We start from the raw sequence: 17,943 nt of genomic DNA on the forward strand, positions 1-17,943 counted from the left end.
CCCGCCAGTTGTGCGGTGCGGTTGCGTCAGAAGACGCTCATGTCGTTGCTCAGATCGACATCGGTATTGATCTGACCGGAGTTGTCCACCGAGTTGTTCTGCCCGGAGTTGTCCACCGAGCTGTCCACGGAGTTGTCGATCGAGGTGTCCTCGAGGCTCGCTCCGCCGGCGATGCCACCGGACACGAAGCCGTCGATGTCTCCGACGTTGGTCCGGCTTGCGTCGACGTTGGTGGCGTCACTGTCGTTGATGACGATGCCGCCACCGCTGCCGCCGGCCCCGCCGGTGGCGTCGCCACCGTCATTGCCGATGCCGATCAGGCCGCCGCGGCCGTCACCGCCGACCGCTGCCCCACCGTCGCCGCCGCTCATGTCGACGTCGCTGATGACCGGGCCGTCGTTGTCGGAGATGATGTCGCCGACTGCGGTCTGGTCGCCGCTGTCGTCGATCTCGTTGTCCTCTCCGATATTGACGTTGGAGTCGTCGATATCGCCGGTGTTGACGTTTTCGTTGTCGTCGCCGACCACATTGCCGTCACCGTCGACGTTGGTGGCATCGATGTCACCTGCGACACCGGTGTTGACCACGCCACCGTCTGCGGCGGTGTTGCTGGTCTTGTCGCCGAAGGTGATGTCACCGAAGTCCAGTCCGACGTTGACGGCACCCTGCTGCTGGTCCTGGCCGGCGATGTTGTTGACGTCGGTCTCCGGGCTCAGGAAGCGAGTGTCGTTGTTGCTCAACGTGTCGTTGTTCGACCAGAGGTCGGTCTGGCGCTGCGGCGTGAACGCGATGCCGTGGGTCTGAGCGACGGCCTGCTGCAACCCGACGACGGGGTCGCCGCCGCCCTGCAGCACCGCGGCCGGCGCGACGGTGGCGGCCACCGACTGGACCTGCGCGGCGGTCAGGTTGTGCACGCCGGCGTTGGCCATGGCCCGGTCAGGGTCTGCGATGAACTCATGGGCGCGAACCGGGTCGCGGAACAGGTTGAGGATCCAGTCGATTACGTTCGTCATTTCTTCGGTCCTTTCACTTCTGGCGGGGAGCTGGTTACCGGGCTGTCCGGCGAACTGACACCCACGTTATGGAGCCGACGACACCTACGAAACGGGGTCGAAACCCCTCCCTTTACCCCGGCGTTCGGGGTCGTCCCGACGCCGCCCATTAGGGGATTAGGGGGTGCTTAGGGGGGAGCAGGTGAGCCCGAAACCAATACTGCGCGGCCGAAAAATCGGCCGCGCAGTTCGGGTTGTTGTCGTGGAGGTGTCAGAAGATGTCGAAGCCGGACGCCCCGGGATCCACGTCGTCCATGACGTCGACGACGGCATCGCCCAGCACATCGTCGACGGGCGCCTCGGCGGGCTGAATCTCGTCACCGATGACCCCGACATCGGGTACGTCCAGTTCGTACTGGGGCTGAGCGGGTTCAACGGCGCTGACGTGGTCGGAGATCAACGCGGGTGTGTCATCGACCACCGAAACCGGCACCTCGTCGCCGAACGCGTCGAAGGCAGTCGTGGCCGCGCCGCTGGCCCAGATGTTCGTCGTCGCCGCACCGAGCCCGTCGAGGTCGACGGTCGCTGGTGCAGTTACCAGCGACGGTATCGACTCCGACACCACCGGGATGAGGGCCTCGACGTCGGCGCTGGTCACATTGGTCAGGTTGGCGTCGGCGAGAACTCGATCGGGGTCGGCGGCGAAGCGGGCAGCGATGTCGGGATCACGCACCACCGACATGACGAAGTCGAGCAGTGAGTTGGCCACGAAACACCTTCCTTCCCCTGACAGATATATCTGCAGATATACCTGCGATATCAGCCATCTGCGGTGTGATTTCGATGTTATGGAACTGAACCCGCGTCGAGATCGGTGCCGAACCCGGCTTCGCCCCTCCGCCATTAGGGGGATCGGCGTTAGGGGGTTTCGACGCACTAGGGGATGTGTCGTAGCTTGGCGCGCCGAACCATTATCGTGAAGCACGGCCAAACGTAGAGGTGTAGATGAGCGACTCACTCGGGTTGTCGATCGGAATGACCAACCTGGTGGCGGCCCGCATTGGCCGTCCCCCGGTGATGCGCCGCTCGATCCTCACCCTCTTCCACGATCGCCCCGCAGAAGTGGGGGTGCCATCCGAATACGCCTACGACCCCAACCAACCCGGTCTGGTGCTCAGCGGTTTCGTCGAACGCGTCGGCGACCCGGTGCCGCTGGTGGCGGCCGACGGATCGCCACATCGCGGGGAGTACGTACTCGTCGAGGCGCTGGAGGCGATGGCCCGCACCGTCGGTGGCGGCGCACCCATCGCGGTCGCGGTGCCCGCCCACTGGGGTCCGGGCACCGTCGGGGCACTGCGCGGAGCGTTGCGCACCAAGCCGAGCCTGCTGCCAGACGGGGCGCCACCGGCGCTTATCCCCGACTCGGTCGCCGCGCTGGCGTCGCTGCAGGCGGCCCCCGGACTGCCCGCGGACGGTGTCATCGTGCTGGTCGATCTCGGCGGTAGCGGCACCAGCATCACGTTGGCCGACGCCGCGTCGACGTTCGACCCCGTCGGTGAGACCGTGCGCTATCCGGACTTCTCCGGCGACCTGATCGATCAGGCGCTGCTCAACCATGTCACCGCGGGCATCGCCGAGTCCGCCGGCGCCGACCCCACCGGCACATTGGGTCTGGGCTCGCTGGCCCGGTTGCGCGACGAAGCCAGACAGGCCAAGGAGCGGTTGTCCGCGGAGACGGCAACTGCGGTGCGCGCCGATCTGCCGGGGTTCAGCTCCGATGTCCGGATCACCAGAAGCGAACTCGAGCAGCTGATCTCCGCGCCGCTGGCCGGGCTCCTCGACACCGTCGAAGAAACGCTGCAGCGCAACAATATTGCACCTGCCAGCATTTCGGCGGTGGCCACCGTCGGGGGCGGCGCGAACATTCCGTTGGTTACCGCGCAACTCTCAGAGCGGTTGCGCGCCCCGGTGGTCACCACCCCGCAATCCCAACTCAACGTCGCGGCGGGCGCGGCCCTGATCGCCGACCGGGGGGGCGCCGCCGACGCGCCCACCGGGTTGGCGCCCGCTGCCGATGCGCCGACGAGCATGGCCGCCGCGGCCTGGGCGGCGGGTGCGGCCGGCGTGGCCGCCACCGAGTCGGCGTCGGACGGCGCCGCGTCCGCGACGTTCCGCGCGCTCGCGTGGTCGCAAGACGATTCGCCCGCAGGTGAACCGGTGCCCTACGCCGGCGAGGATTACACCTTCAACCAAGCCGCCACCGGCGCCCGCCCGCAGATGGCGTTCGCCCACGAGGAAGAGGGCTTTGCGCCCGAACCCGAACCGCTGCCCTGGTACAAGCGGCCGCCGATTCTGTTCGGCACGGCCGCCGCTGCGGCACTGCTGGCCGTCGGTGGCCTGGCAGTCACCTTGACCAGCACCAGCAGCGACACGAGCCCGGTGACCGAAACCGCGACCACGGTCGAGACCGGGCCCTCACCGGATAGCCCACCGACAACCGTTGCGCCCCAGACGGTCACGGTAACCGGGACCGATGGCCGACCGACGACGTCGGTGGTGCCGCCGCCCCCGCCAACCACTACCACTACCCCGCCGACCACCACCACAACCACGACGACGACCACGACGACCACGACGACCACGACAACGACGACGCCGCCGACCACCACCACTACGGCGCCGACGACAACCCGTACGACCATCACCACGACGTCACCGCCTGCCCCCGAACCCGAACCAGAGCCCGAACCTGAGCCGGAGCCGGATCCAGGAGCGTGACCCTATGGCCAGACCGGCGCCGGAACGACTGACCGGCATCCCGCCGGCCGCGCGCACCGCCGTCGCGACGCTGACCTCCGCGCCGGACGCCCCGGTGAAGCTTGTGGTGTCGGGAGGCGTCGGCACCGGCAAGAGTTCGGTGCTGGCCGCTGTCCGCGCCGCGTTGCGCGGCGCCGAAATACCGGTGCTGACCAGCGCTCCGCGCGACGGTGACGCGCCGGTCGCCGCGGTGGTCGTCGACGACGCGCACCTGCTCAGCGACGACGAACTCGGCCGGCTCACCGACCGGGTTGCCGATCCGGATACCACGGTCGTCATCGCTGCTGAACCGTTGGCGCGCCGGCCCGCACTCAACGCGTTGACGACGGCCATCGAGCGTGAGAACCCCGCTGTGTCGCTGGGCGCGTTGAGTCCCAGCGACGCAGCTCATGCGGTCACCGAAATGACCGGCGCCACACTGTCTTCGGAGGTCATGCGTTCGCTGATGGTGGCGACGGCCGGGCTGCCGTTTCTACTGCAATCCGCGGTCGCCGCCGTGGCATCATCCGACGGTGAGATACCAACGGCCGGCGTCGTCGATGTGGCGAAGTTCACGCTGATCGACCGGTTGCGCCGGATCGACGAACCGCTGCTCGACACGCTGCTGCTGTCGTCGTTGGGCCGCGACCTCGGACCCGACGACGTGGCGGCCACGTTGCGGCGCAACGCCGATGACGCACAGGAGCTGGTGGACCGCGCCCGCGCGACCGGGCTGATCGAGCCGTCGCACAACCATGCGTTTCTGCGGATGCTGCACCGCTGCATCGCCCAGATCGTCGGGGCGGCGCGCCATCACGACATCGAGATGGCGCTGCTGACGTCCCAGCTCGGATCGTCGACGCTGTCAGCTGACCTCGCGCTACAGCTGGCCGAGCACGGGCTGCGCGACGACCGACTGGCCGCCGTGCTCACCGATATGGCGTCCCGTAGCGCCGGCCAACCCGCAAGGGCGGCAAGGCTTTACCGTGCCGCGACGGCGGCGGGCGCGACGACGCTGGCCGCGCCGCTGGCAGACGCCCTCGCCTTGACCGGTGACTGCGCGACGGCTGGCCGGCTCGCCGACGAACTGCTGGGTTCCGCCGACTCCACCGAACGCGCGGCGGCCGTGCGGATCGCCGCCAGCATCGCCGCGCACGACGGCAGCGCCGCGCACGCCGCTGAATTGTTCCGGTGGCTCGGACCCCATCCGGACGCCCTCGTCGGTGCCGCCGGTGCCGTCGTGATGCTCGGCACGGGCGACCAACCCGGAGCGCGTGCGGCGCTCAGCACCGACAGCGCGGGGCCGCCAACGTCGACGGCACGCGCTGCCCGCAGCCTCGCCGACGGGCTCCTCACCTCGGTACAGGGGCCCTATCCGGCCGCCGTCGCCCGGCTCGGCCAGGCTGTCGCCGCCGAGCAATCCCCGACGGCCGTCGCACCGGACACCCCTGCGGCGCTGCTGACGCTGACCGCACTGCACGGCGGCGACCCGGTGCGCGCCCGCAGCGTCATCGCCAGGGCGGTCCGCGCCGACCTCGACGAGGGCCTCGAGAACACCGCGTTCGTCGCCCACCGACACCGACTGCTGCTGGGATGGACGCGGATGCAGGACGGCCGGCTTGCCGCAGCAGGCGCCGACGTCGCCGCCGTCGTCTCCGACCGCGATGCCCCCACGGCACTACATCGGCGCGACGCGCTGTGGGCCGCGGCGCTGCAGACCGCGATCGCCCGGCGCAGCGGCGACAGCGGTGCGGTGCAGAAACACTGGTATACGGCCGTCGAGGTGCTCGCCGAATGCTCGATGGACCTGTTCTCGCTGCTGCCGTTGGGCGAGTTATGGGTGGCCGCCGCTCGGTTGCGTCAGATCGAACGCCTACAACACAGCATCGACGAAGCGTTCGCTCTGCTCGAGTCGCTCGGCAACCCGACGCTGTGGTCGGTCCCGCTGCACTGGGCCGGCGTACACGCCGGGATCCTCATCAACTCGCCGGACGCGGTGGCCCCGCACGGGCAGGTGTTGACGGCGGCCAGCCGGGCCGAGGGACCCGACAGCGCCTTCGCCAAGGCGCTGGCCCATGGGGGCCGGACCTGGTTGCGGGTGTTGGCCAACACCGTCGACGTCGACGACGTCACCGCGGCGGCACAGCGGTTGGCGCAGTTCGGTCTGACCTGGGACGCGACCCGGCTGGCGAGCCAGGCCGCGCTGCACGCACCCGACGGACGGGCGTCCGGGGCGATGCTGCAACTGGCGCGCGACCTCAAGCAGACCGCGGCCCTGGACGACGGGCCAGGGCCGGATATCGATGACAGCACCGCGTCTCCCCAGAGCGCGCCGACCCGGCCTGCGTCGACGCGGCTCTCGGACCGTGAACGCGAGGTCGCCGAACTGCTGCTGCTCGGCATGCCGTACCGCGACATCGGCGCGCAGCTGTTCATCTCCGCGAAAACCGTCGAACACCACGTGGCCCGGATCCGTCGTCGCCTCGGCGCCGAATCCCGCTCTGAGATGCTCTCGATGCTGCGGGCCATGCTCACCCCGCAGGGCCGATCGACCGGGTCCGAGAGGTAGTTAGGCAAGCCTTCGTAGCGCACTTTCCCCACGGGGTGCGACGATGAGCCCGGCTTGAACTGGCCCTGAGCGAATGTTACTGGCCGGTAACATGTATTAAGTTACCTTTGGGTAACTTAGACACGGGAGGCACGTGGTGGATACGCAGATGCTCATCAGGCTCATCGTCGGTCTCGGCATGACCGCGATCGTGCTGGTGTTCGCCGCCAAACGCGTGCTCTGGCTGACCAACCTGATCCGCGCCGGCGCGCCCACCAGCCGCGAGAACAACCGCAAAGACAACTTGGGTACCCGCATCCTCACGCAGATCAGAGAGGTGTTCGGGCAAACCCGCCTGCTGAAGTGGTCGATCCCCGGCCTGGCGCACTTCTTCACGATGTGGGGCTTCTTCATCCTCGCGTCGGTCTACCTCGAGGCCTACGGATACCTGTTCGACCACGACTTCCACATCCCGATCATCGGCCGCTGGGATCTGCTGGGCTTCCTGCAGGACTTCTTCGCAGTCGCGGTGCTGGCGGGCATCATCACGTTCGCGATCATCCGGCTGCGTACCGAACCCAAAGAGCACGGTCGCGATTCGCGGTTCTACGGCTCCCACACCGGTGGCGCTTGGCTGATCCTCTTCATGATCTTCAACGTCATCTGGACCTACGCGCTGGTGCGTGGCGCCGGCGTGAATACCGGGGCCCTGCCCTACGGCGACGGCGCGTTCTTCTCGAACTTCATGGGCTGGGTGCTCAATCCGCTCGGAACCGAAGCCAACGAGTGGATCGAAACGATCGCGTTGCTGCTGCATATCGCCGTGATGCTGGTCTTCCTGCTGATCGTGCTGCACTCCAAGCACCTGCACATCGGCCTGGCACCGATCAACGTGACCTTCAAGCGACTGCCCGACGGGCTGGGCCCGCTGCTGCCCGTCGAATACGTGTCTGACAACGAGGCCAAGCCGATCGACTTCGAGGATCCGCCCGAGGACGCCGTGCTGGGCCGCGGCAAGATCGAGGACTTCACGTGGAAGGCCTACCTCGACATGACCACGTGCACCGAGTGCGGCCGCTGCCAGTCGCAGTGCCCGGCGTGGAACACCGGCAAGCCGCTGTCACCCAAGCTCTTGATCATGGACCTGCGCGACCACCTGTTCGCCAAGGCGCCCTACGTCCTCGGTGACAAGGAAAGCCCGCTGGAAAACACCCCCGAGGGCGGCCTCGGTGAGGAGATTCGCGGCGAGAAGCACGCCGAGGACCACCATGTCCCCGAATCCGGTTTCGGCCGAGTCACCGGGTCCGGCCCCGAGCAAGCCACCCGCCCGCTCGTCGGCACCGCCGAGCAGGGCGGCGTCATCGACCCCGACGTGCTGTGGTCCTGCACCACGTGCGGCGCCTGCGTCGAACAGTGCCCGGTGGACATCGAGCACATCGACCACATCGTGGACATGCGCCGATACCAGGTGATGATGGAGTCGGAGTTCCCCGGCGAGCTCGGTGTGCTGTTCAAAAACCTTGAGACCAAGGGCAATCCGTGGGGCCAGAACGCCAAGGACCGCACCAACTGGATCGACGAGGTCGACTTCGACGTGCCGGTCTTCGGCAAGGACGTCGAGTCGTTCGACGGCTATGAGTACCTGTTCTGGGTGGGCTGCGCCGGCGCCTACGAAGACCGCGCCAAGAAGACCACCAAGGCCGTCGCCGAGCTGCTGGCCACCGCAGGCGTGAAGTATCTGGTGCTCGGCGAGGGCGAGACCTGCAACGGTGACTCGGCCCGCCGCTCCGGCAACGAGTTCCTGTTCCAGCAGCTGGCCGCACAGAACGTCGAGACGCTCAACGGCCTGTTCGAGGGTGTGGAGCGGGTGGACCGCAAGATCATCACCTCCTGCCCGCACTGCTTCAACACGCTGGGCCGCGAATACCCGCAGCTCGACGGCCACTACACGGTGCTGCACCACACGCAGCTGCTGAACCGGCTGATCCGGGACAAGAAGCTGGTGCCGGTCAAGCCGGTCGACGGCGGACGCGACATCACCTACCACGACCCCTGCTACCTGGGCCGGCACAACAAGGTTTACGAGGCACCGCGCGAGCTGGTCGGTGCGTCCGGTGCGCAGCTGACCGAGATGCCCCGCCATGCCGACCGCGGGCTGTGTTGCGGCGCGGGCGGTGCGCGGATGTGGATGGAAGAGCACATCGGCAAGCGCGTCAACGTTGAACGGGTCGAAGAGGCCATGGATACCGGCGCGTCGGCCATCGCCACCGGCTGCCCGTTCTGCCGCGTGATGATCACCGACGGTGTCGACGACGTCGCCGCCGCCCGTGAGGTCGAGAAGACCGAGGTGCTCGACGTGGCGCAGCTGCTGCTCGACTCGCTCGACAGGAGCAGCGTCAAGCTGCCGGAAAAGGGCACGGCGGCAAAGGAAGCCGAGGAGCGTGCCGCCCAGGCCGCTGCGTCGGCGCCTGCGGTAGAGAAGACTGCGCCGCAAGCCGAACCGCAGCCCCAGGCCGAGCCGGCCCAGGCGAAATCCGCTCCTGCGCCCGACAAGCCGGCCGCCGCGCCGCCCGCCAAGGGACTCGGCATCGCCGCGGGCGCCAAGCGCCCAGGTGCGAAAAAGGCCGCGGCGCCAGCCGCCGATACATCGGCCGACAAGCCGGCCGCCGCGCCGCCCGCCAAGGGTCTCGGAATCGCCGCGGGCGCACGGCGTCCCGGTGCCAAGAAGGCCGCGCCGAAGGTATCGCCCAACGAGGGTGAAGCCAGCGTCACGCAGCCGCCGAACGTCGACCCGGATCAGGCGACACCGGAAACCAAGACCGACACCGCCGACTCCGACCGCGGGCTAGCCGAACCCCAGCAGCCGGTGAAGGGCCTCGGTATCGCACCCGGCGCACGGCGTCCCGGCGCGAAGAAGTCGGCGGCCCCGGCGAAGCCCGCTGCGCCGCAGCCGAAGCCGGAAGCCGACAAGGAATCCGAGGCTGCGCCCCAGGATTCTGCTCCGGCCGACAGTGACAAGCCGGCACCTCCCGTGAAAGGCCTCGGGATCGCGAAGGGCGCCCGCCCTCCGGGTAAGCGGTGATGGTCTCGAAACATCGCTGACCAGTGTTTTTAGATAATCATTGGACAGCAGTGAGACTATTGAGCGCGTGACTACCCACCACGTGCCGTTCCACGCCGCCGGCCAACACCCGCGGCAGCGCACGTTCACGCAGTCATCCAAGCTGCAGGACGTCCTGTACGAGATCCGCGGGCCCGTGCACGAGCATGCGTCGCGGCTGGAGGCTGAGGGGCACCGGATCCTCAAGCTCAACATCGGCAATCCGGCGCCGTTCGGGTTCGAGGCGCCCGATGTGATCATGCGCGACATCATCCAGGCGCTGCCCTATGCGCAGGGTTACTCTGATTCCAAGGGCATCCTGCCGGCGCGGCGCGCGGTGTTCACCCGCTACGAATTGGTCGAGGGCTTCCCCCGGTTCGACGTCGACGACGTGTATCTGGGCAACGGGTGCTCCGAGCTGATCACGATGACGTTGCAGGCGCTGCTGGACAACGGCGACCAGGTTCTGATCCCGGCGCCGGACTATCCGCTGTGGACCGCGTCGACGTCGCTGGCCGGCGGCACCCCGGTGCACTACCTGTGCGACGAAACCCAGGGCTGGCAACCCGACATCGCCGATCTCGAGTCCAAGATCACCGAACGCACCAAGGCCCTGGTGGTGATCAACCCCAACAACCCCACCGGCGCGGTCTACAGCCGCGAGGTGCTGACCCAGATGGCCGACCTGGCGCGCGAACACCAACTGCTGCTGCTGGCCGACGAGATCTACGACAAGATCCTCTACGACGACGCCGAACACATCGCGATGGCGTCGGTGGCCCCCGACGTGCTGACGCTGACCTTCAACGGGCTGTCGAAGGCCTACCGGGTGGCCGGCTACCGCGCGGGCTGGCTGGTGATCACCGGCCCGAAAGAACACGCCGCGAGCTTCATCGAGGGCATCAGCCTGCTGGCCAACATGCGGCTGTGCCCCAACGTGCCTGCGCAGCACGCCATCCAGGTCGCGCTGGGCGGCTACCAGAGCATCGACGACCTGGTGCTGCCCGGCGGTCGGCTACTCGAACAACGCGACGTGGCGTGGGAGAAGCTCAACGAGATCCCCGGGGTGTCGTGCGTCAAACCGCAGGGGGCACTGTACGCGTTCCCGCGGCTCGACCCTGAGGTCTATGACATCGTCGACGACGAACAGCTCGTCTTGGACCTGCTGCTGCAAGAAAAGATCCTGGTCACTCAGGGCACCGGCTTCAACTGGCCCACCCCCGACCATCTGCGCATCGTCACCCTGCCGTGGGCCCGCGACCTCGCCGCGGCCATCGAACGCCTCGGCAACTTCCTCACCAGCTACCGCCAATAAGGCGGTGCGCACCGGGGGGATGCGCGAGACTGAGACGATGGCGGCTACCGGCCGGGCAGCCATCGCGTTCGAGCGCCACGCTTGGACTGACGTGTACGAGTGTCTCACCGACCCGAATGAGCCGCTCACCGCTGATGACCTCGAACGCTTGGCCGTCGCCGCCTACCTCATCGGTGACGATGAGGCCAGTGTGCACGCCTGGGAGCAGGCCTACTCGGCCCGCGTGGCGCTCGACGAATTCAGCCAGGCCGCCGAATGCGGCTTCTGGCTGGCGCTGACACAGCTGCTGCACGGCAATTCCGCCCGAGCGGGCGGGTGGCTCGCCCGGGTGGGCCGACTTCTCGACGACGCCGACGTCGACTGTGCCGCCCGGGGATATCTGCTGATTCCGCCGGCCCTCGGAGCGTGGGCCGGCGGAGATTCGGCCACCGCAGACCAGTTGTGCGGTGAGGCGGGCCGGATCGCGGCGCGCTTCGGCGACAAAAACCTGGCGGCGATCGCCTTGCTGGGTCAGGGTCAGGCGGCGGTCACCGGCGGGCAGACGGCGCGCGGGCTGGCCCTGCTCGATGAAGCGATGGTGGGCGTCACCACCGGCGAGGTTGCGCCGATCCCCGCCGGAATCGTCTACTGCGCCGTCATCGAGACGTGCATGGGCGCATTCGACCTCCGCCGAGCCACCGAATGGACCATGGCGTTGGTCGCCTGGTGTGAATCCCAACCTGATCTGGTGCCCTACCGCGGCCAGTGCCTGGTGCACCGCTCGCAGATCCTGCAGATCCACGGTGAATGGTCGCAGGCGGCCAAGGCGGCGCAGTTGGCGTGCACGCACCTGGCACAGCCGACACCGCACCCCTCCCTGGGCATGGCTGCCTACCAGCGAGCTGAAATACACCGGCTGCGTGGAGAATTCGACGATGCCGACGCCGCCTACCGGCAAGCTCACGAGCACGGCAGACAGCCGCTGCCGGGGTTGGCGCAGCTCAAACTCGCCGAGGGGCGCGTCGATGCCGCAGTCGCCGCCATCCGCCGCGCCCTCGACGACAACCAGGACCGGTACGGCAGGCCGGCGGCCCTGGCCGCCCACGTCGACATCATGCTCACCATCGGCGACGACGCTGCCGCGCGGACAAGTGCTGACGAGCTAGCCGGGATTGCCGCCGCCATCGACGCTCCCTACCTGCATGCCATCGCCGCGTACGCCGACGGTGCGACGCTTCTCGCCGAAGGCGAGGCCACCTCGGCACTGGTGGCGTTGCGGCGGGCCGCTGCGGGTTGGTTGGAGTTGTCGATGCCCTATGAGGCGGCGCGCACGCGGGTCCAAACCGGCCTGGCCTGCCGCGAACTCGGCGACATCGATGCAGCAGCAATGGAATTCGACGCCGCGCGGGTTGCTTTCGGCCGGCTCGGCGCCCAACCCGACCTGGACCGGCTGGCCGAACTGGTCACCGGCCGTCGGCATGCGGCGGGTGTGCTGACAGAGCGGGAATGCCAGGTGTTGCGGCTTGTGGCCGCGGGTAAGACCAACCGTGAAATCGGCGCGACCCTGGTCCTCAGCGAGCACACGATCGCGCGGCATCTGCAGAACATCTTCGCCAAGCTGGGCCTGTCGTCGCGGGCCGCGGCCACCGCCTACGCCTACGAGCAGCACCTGGTGTGAGGACCGCAGTGGTCAGAACTGACCATCTCGGCAGAGCCGAATGGTGTATTCCGTCGACGCGGCCAGAGCGTTGGGATTCGTACCGTTGCACCATGTCTCAACACGTTGGCTACCGTGACCTGCGGCGGACCGAAGCCGAGAACTACGCCCGCGATTTCGTCCCCGTCATCCCCGCTCCACTGGCCGCCGACCTCATCGAGGTCGCCGCACCCGAGCCGGGCGAGTTCGTCGTCGATATCGCATGCGGGACCGGTGTGGTGGCGCACCTGGCCGCCGAAAGAGTCGGCGCCGCCGGGAAAGTTGTAGGGATAGACCTCGTTCCCGAGATGTTGGCGGTGGCGGACGGAGCCTGCCCCGACAACGGCGCGACGATCGAGTGGCAGCAGGCGGACGCGCAGGCGCTCCCGCTTCCCGACGACTCGTACGACCTGGTGTTGTGCCAGCTTGGGCTGATGTTCTTTCCGGACCGGACCGCGGCCGTGCGGGAGATGCGGCGGGTGCTTTCGCCCGGTGGTCGTATCGCCGTCAACGTGCCCGGGCCCATCCCGCGGCTGTTCGACGTCATGGCCGAGGCGCTCGGTCGCCACATCGACCCGGGCCTCCCCGGCTTCCTGCGCGCCATCTTCTCGGTGAGTGAGGGCACCCTTCTCGCGTTATTGCAAGACAATGACTTTCGCGACGTCATCGTCAACACCGTGACGAGGACGCTGCGGTTGCCGCCACCGGCCCAATTCCTCTGGCAGTACCTAAAGGTGACTCCGCTCGCCGGCACCGTCCTGGCCGCCGATGCCGACCGTCGGCGAGCGCTCGAGGACAATGTCGTCGCCAACTGGCGCGAGTTCGTCGACGGCGACGGACTGGTTGTCGAGCTTGGGGTCACCACAGCGACCGCTCGAAAGTAGGGCCGCGGTCCCGAGGGTGCGGGCCTTTACCCTGTTCGGGTGACGCACTCCCATTCCCTGAGCGGTCCGGCGCCGCTGGGCCCCCTGGCTGCGAAGGTCGTCGTCGGACTGCTGATCGCCATCGGCGTCGCCGTGCTCGCGGGCGCCGCGTGGTTGTGGCCGAGCCAGCAGAAGGCCGACATCCCCCTGCCGTTTCAGAACGCGGCGGGCGGCGCGGTCACCACCGAAGCCGGGCACGTGCTTTCCAGCAGCCTTGCCGCCTGCGGCAGCCCGTCAAGCGGGCGGGTCCTCACCGCCGCACCGGTGCCCGCTCAAAGCGACGCTGCACGCACCTGCGTGCAGGCGCTCATCGCGATCGACTCCGGGCCCAATACGGGCGCCAACACCTTGTTGGAGTTCAGCGGCGGGCCGGGGCAGCCCAACCTCGCCGTCGGCGACCAGGTCCGCATCAGCAGGCAGATCGACGACGCCGGCACCACCACATACTCGTTCTACGACTACGAGCGGACGTGGCCGCTGATCGCGCTCGCCGTGGTGTTCGCGGTCGTGGTCGTGGCCGTCGCCCGATGGCGTGGGTTGCGCGCGTTGGTCGGCATCGTGGTCGCGTTCTTGGTGTTGGTGGTCTTCCTACTGCCTGCGCTGCGCGACGGCGCGGCCGCGATCCCAGTCGCGCTGGTGGCCTCGGCGGTGATCCTCTACGCGGTGATCTACCTGGCGCACGGGGTGAGCCTGCGCACCAGCGCGGCGTTGCTTGGCACGTTGACGTCGCTGCTGTTGGCCGCGGTGTTGTCCTGGGTGGCCATCGAAGCGGCGCACCTGACCGGACTGTCGGAGGACCAAAACAACACCGTTGCAGCGTATCTCGGGGACGTATCGATCACCGGTCTGCTGTTGGCCGGGTTCATCATCGGCTCGCTGGGTGTCCTCAACGACGTCACCGTCACCCAGGCGTCGACGGTGTTCGAGCTGGCCGAGTTGGAAGGCAGTTCGCGCCGGGCCGTGTTCGTGGGCGCCATGCGGGTAGGCCGCGACCACATCGCCAGCACCGTCTACACCCTGGTGCTGGCGTATGCGGGCAGTGCGCTGCCGCTGCTGCTGTTGTTCAGTGTGGCCAACAGGTCGCTGGGCGACGTGCTGACGAGTGAGAGCGTGGCCATCGAGATCGCGCGTTCTGCGGTGGGTGGCATCGCGCTGGCGCTGTCGGTGCCGTTGACGACCGCGATCGCGGCCGTGCTGGCCACTCCGCGCATCGCTAGCCTTCCTCCAGTAGCCCCAGAAGATACGCGCCGTAGCCGGACTTGAGCAGCGCGTATCCCCGTGATGCCAGTTGCTCGTCGTCGATGAAGCCGACGCGCCACGCAACTTCCTCGGGCACGCTGATCTTCAAACCTTGGCGCCGCTCGATGGTGCGCACATAGTCACAGGCATCCAACAGCGAGTCGAACGTTCCGGTGTCCAGCCACGCCGTGCCGCGGGCCAGCACCTCGACCGTCAGCCTGCCCTGGTTGAGGTAGGTCTGGTTGATCTCGGTGATCTCGTATTCGCCTCGAGCAGAAGGCTTCAGCGACCGTGCAATCTCGATCACGTCGTTGTCGTAGAAGTACAGCCCGGTCACCGCGTAGTGCGACTTCGGGGTGGCGGGCTTCTCCTCCAGCGACAGCGCGGTGCCGTCCTCGGCGAACTCGATCACGCCGTAGGCAGATGGGTTGGACACCCGATAGGCGAAAATTGCTCCGCCGCTGATGTCTTGGAACCGCCGCAGCCCGGTGCCGAGTTCGGGGCCGTAGAAGATGTTGTCGCCCAGAACCAATGCCACTGGCCCGGTTCCGATGTGGTCCGCTCCGATAATGAACGCCTGGGCCAGCCCGTCGGGCTGGTGTTGCACCGCATAGGTGACGTTGATGCCGAAATGCGAACCGTCACCGAGCAATCGGTGGAACGCCGGCGCATCGTCGGGTGTGGTGATCACCTGGATGTCGCGGATACCGGCCATCATCAGCGTGGACAACGGATAGTAGATCATCGGCTTGTCGTACACCGGTACCAGCTGCTTGCTGACACCCATCGTGATTGGGTACAACCGAGTGCCCGACCCGCCGGCGAGAATGATGCCGCGCATCAGCTCTTGAGGTCCTTTTCGGTCAGTTCGGTGGCGGCCAGCGCCGACGCGAGGTCGCCGTGGTGAAACACCGACGTGACGCGGTCGTCGACGACCCGGAACGCCGACGCCGACGCCACTGCGTCCGAATCACCGGACAGTTCCTCGGCGACCACGACGCCGTCGTGCACATACAGCCGGCCCGTCTCGACTTTTCCACCGGCCTCCTGCTGCGCCCACTCCCGCAGCGCGACATGGCCCTGGGCGGCTCCGTCGGCGTCACCGATCTCAACGTCGTCGCTGGACAGCGATGCCAGGGTGTCCAGGTCACGCTCGTTGAGCGCGTCGTACCAGGCGAGGACGGTGGCGATCTCTGAGGTGCTCATGGTCAGGAAGGTACCCATTTAGAACGGGGTGCGCTGTAGCCAGCTCTCCCACACCGCTTCGTCGCCGAAGATCTCGATTCCTGTGTCGGCGGCGCTGCGTCGCCGCATGATCGCCAGCAACAGATCCTTTGCCGGACCGCGCAGTGCGACGTCGCCCTTGCCGTGGTCGTGCGTCCAGGTCACGCCGTCTTCGGCGTGGGCGACGGTCCACTCGCCGGCGGGCCCGAGGCCGTCGTCGGTGGCGTGCAGGTGCATGGTGCGGCCGCGATCGAGGGGGGCGCCGGCTCGGCTGGCCTTGATGGACATCAATTCGATCCACTCGCTGATGCCGTCGGCGGCCACCTCGGCGGGCAGGTCGTAGTCAGCGCCCAGCGCCAGCGCGGCGTCGGCGCGGTGCACCGCCACTTCATGCAACAGCCTGCGGACCCACCACCCGGCCGGGCGCGGCCCCGCCGCTGTCCACACCCGCTCCGAACCGACCCGGTCGACCGCGGCGAAGACGGCCCGCGGACCGCCGTTCAGCCAGTCGATCGCGCCGTCGGGATCGTCGGGTGGCTTGCCGTCCCGCACCTCGCGCGGATCGACCGGCGTCATCCGACGCTGCGCGATGATTTGTGCGGCCCACCGGCTTCCCCGTCCGACGTGGCGAAACAGCTGCTTGAGTGTCCATTCCGGACAGGTCGGAACCGGCGTTGACGGGTCTGCACTGCGGATCAGTTCCCCGAACGCCCGGGTCTGTTCGAGCAGCGCCCCTCGGAAATCCACGCCCCGAACTTAACCCACTTGCTGCGGCTAGATCGTCGAACCGATGGGGGCGCGCGCCTTGCCGAGCGTGACCGGCAGTGCCGACCACCCGCGCAGCACCCGGGTCTCGCGTCGGCTGCCTGCACCGGCCAGCCGGGCGTCGGGGAAGCGTTCGAAGAAGGTGCGCAACCCGACCTCACCTTCGGCGCGCGCCAGCGCCGCGCCCAGGCAATAGTGCCTGCCACCGGAGAACGACAGGTGCTTGCCCGCGTTTTCACGTTCGATGTCGAAGCGGTGCGGGTCGTCGAAAACGTTCGGATCGCGGTTGGCGCCGGCGAGGTAGAGGATGATGATCTCGCCGCGGCGCACCCGGGTGCCGGCGATGTCGGTGTCCTTGCGCGCCATTCGCGCGCTGAGTTGCACCGGTGAGTCGAGCCGCAGGATCTCCTCGACGGCGTTGGGCCACAGTTCAGGCCTGGCGGCCAGGGTGTCGAGATGCTGGGGGTTGTCCAGCAGCATGCGAATTCCGTTGCCCAGCAAGTTGACTGTCGTCTCGAAGCCCGCGGCCAGCACCAGACCCGCGGTGGCCATCAGCTCTTCCTCGTTGAGCCGGGCGCCCTCGTCGCTGGCCTGGATGATCTGGCTCATCAGATCTTCGCCCGGATTGCGCCGTAGCTCGGCCAGGTGGTCGACGAGCCAGTCGTTGAACCCTTCGATGCCGCGGTTGACCTGGCGGTACATCTTCCACGGCAGGCCGATGTCCAGGCTGGGCGCGCCGAGTTCGCCGAACTCCAGAATGTTTGGCCGCGCCTCGTCGGGGACGCCGAGAATGTCGCTGATGATGCTGACCGGCAGCCGAGAGCAGTAGCGCTCGACGATGTCGACGGTGCCGGTGGCACCAGAGGTGCCAGCCATCTCGTCGAGCATTGCGTCGGCCGACTCCTGCACCCGATCACGCAGTGCCGCAACGGCTCTGGTGGTGAACACCGACGACACCAGCTTGCGGTAGCGGGTGTGATCCGGCGGTTCGACCGACAGCATCGACGGCGGTTGCAACGGATGCAGCATGTCGGTCTTGGTGCGGTCGGTCACCCATTTCAGTGGTTTGGGCAGGTTCGACCCCATCGCGAAGACCCGGAAGTCGTCGGAGCGCAGCACATCGTTGATGATCTTGTGCTCGACGGTCAGGTAGGCGGCCCGACCGCGCACGAGGGGACCGCGCGCACGCAGTTCCTCGGTGAACGAGGCGGGATCGTTCCGGATCGTGGGATCGGCGATCAGCCTGCCCTGAAAATCGCCGCGACGGGCGGCCAACCGGGCGAGCGCGCGCACGACCCCGTGCATCGCCACCCATCGGGCCCGTTGTTTGATCGGGCCGTTGCGTCGACGCGGGCGACCGTCGTGC

13 protein-coding genes are annotated in these 17,943 nt (G+C 67.9%); 7 read left to right on the top strand and 6 right to left on the bottom strand.

Annotation, left to right across the window (positions count from 1 at the left end; genetic code table 11):
- Positions 1-26: 26 nt before the first annotated feature.
- Together ABQF13_RS09405 and ABQF13_RS09410 are read right to left on the bottom strand one after the other, a co-directional pair.
- Complete coding sequence (locus ABQF13_RS09405) at positions 27-1,013, bottom strand: IniB N-terminal domain-containing protein (RefSeq protein WP_448392454.1); 987 nt, start codon at positions 1,011-1,013, stop codon at positions 27-29.
- A gap of 250 nt (positions 1,014-1,263) precedes the next feature.
- Positions 1,264-1,761: an Rv0340 family IniB-related protein gene (locus tag ABQF13_RS09410; protein ID WP_448392455.1), complete on the bottom strand. Its 498-nt coding sequence runs from the start codon at positions 1,759-1,761 to the stop codon at positions 1,264-1,266.
- Positions 1,762-1,997: 236 nt separating this feature from the next.
- On the opposite strand from ABQF13_RS09410, the gene ABQF13_RS09415 reads away from it, so the two are divergent.
- From ABQF13_RS09415 to ABQF13_RS09445, 7 genes are all read left to right on the top strand, one after another.
- Positions 1,998-3,770: an Hsp70 family protein gene (locus ABQF13_RS09415; protein ID WP_448392456.1), complete on the top strand. Its 1,773-nt coding sequence runs from the start codon at positions 1,998-2,000 to the stop codon at positions 3,768-3,770.
- Between the two features lie 4 nt (positions 3,771-3,774).
- Complete coding sequence (iniR, locus tag ABQF13_RS09420) at positions 3,775-6,357, top strand: isoniazid response ATPase/transcriptional regulator IniR (protein WP_448392457.1); 2,583 nt, start codon at positions 3,775-3,777, stop codon at positions 6,355-6,357.
- 136 nt (positions 6,358-6,493) lie between these two features.
- Complete coding sequence (locus ABQF13_RS09425) at positions 6,494-9,418, top strand: (Fe-S)-binding protein (protein WP_448392458.1); 2,925 nt, start codon at positions 6,494-6,496, stop codon at positions 9,416-9,418.
- Positions 9,419-9,476: 58 nt separating this feature from the next.
- A complete protein-coding gene (locus ABQF13_RS09430; protein ID WP_448392682.1) occupies positions 9,477-10,751 on the top strand; it encodes a pyridoxal phosphate-dependent aminotransferase in 1,275 nt (424 codons plus the stop codon).
- Between the two features lie 37 nt (positions 10,752-10,788).
- Positions 10,789-12,408 (top strand): helix-turn-helix transcriptional regulator, encoded by a 1,620-nt coding sequence (locus tag ABQF13_RS09435; RefSeq protein ID WP_448392459.1) that lies wholly within the window; start codon positions 10,789-10,791, stop codon positions 12,406-12,408.
- A gap of 92 nt (positions 12,409-12,500) precedes the next feature.
- Positions 12,501-13,310, top strand: coding sequence for a class I SAM-dependent methyltransferase (locus tag ABQF13_RS09440; RefSeq protein ID WP_448392460.1), 810 nt, complete (start codon positions 12,501-12,503; stop codon positions 13,308-13,310).
- Between the two features lie 39 nt (positions 13,311-13,349).
- On the top strand, positions 13,350-14,612 hold the full coding sequence (locus ABQF13_RS09445; RefSeq protein ID WP_448392461.1) for a YibE/F family protein: 1,263 nt from the start codon (positions 13,350-13,352) through the stop codon (positions 14,610-14,612).
- Here ABQF13_RS09445 and rfbA read toward each other — a convergent pair.
- The 4 genes from rfbA to ABQF13_RS09465 are packed head-to-tail and all read right to left on the bottom strand — an operon-like array spanning position 14,563 to position 17,882.
- Complete coding sequence (gene rfbA / locus ABQF13_RS09450; protein WP_448392462.1) at positions 14,563-15,429, bottom strand: glucose-1-phosphate thymidylyltransferase RfbA; 867 nt, start codon at positions 15,427-15,429, stop codon at positions 14,563-14,565. The genes ABQF13_RS09445 and rfbA overlap by 50 nt on opposite strands.
- Positions 15,429-15,794, bottom strand: a complete 366-nt coding sequence (locus tag ABQF13_RS09455) for a nuclear transport factor 2 family protein (protein WP_448392463.1) — start codon at positions 15,792-15,794, stop codon at positions 15,429-15,431. The genes rfbA and ABQF13_RS09455 overlap by 1 nt, the downstream gene beginning before the upstream one ends.
- 18 nt (positions 15,795-15,812) lie before the next feature.
- Entirely contained in the window at positions 15,813-16,559 is a 747-nt protein-coding gene (locus tag ABQF13_RS09460) for a maleylpyruvate isomerase family mycothiol-dependent enzyme (RefSeq protein ID WP_448392464.1), read from the bottom strand.
- Positions 16,560-16,586: 27 nt separating this feature from the next.
- Entirely contained in the window at positions 16,587-17,882 is a 1,296-nt protein-coding gene (locus tag ABQF13_RS09465; protein WP_448392683.1) for a cytochrome P450, read from the bottom strand.
- Positions 17,883-17,943 lie beyond the last annotated feature (61 nt).

The sequence above is a fragment of the Mycolicibacterium sp. XJ879 genome (assembly GCF_053483935.1).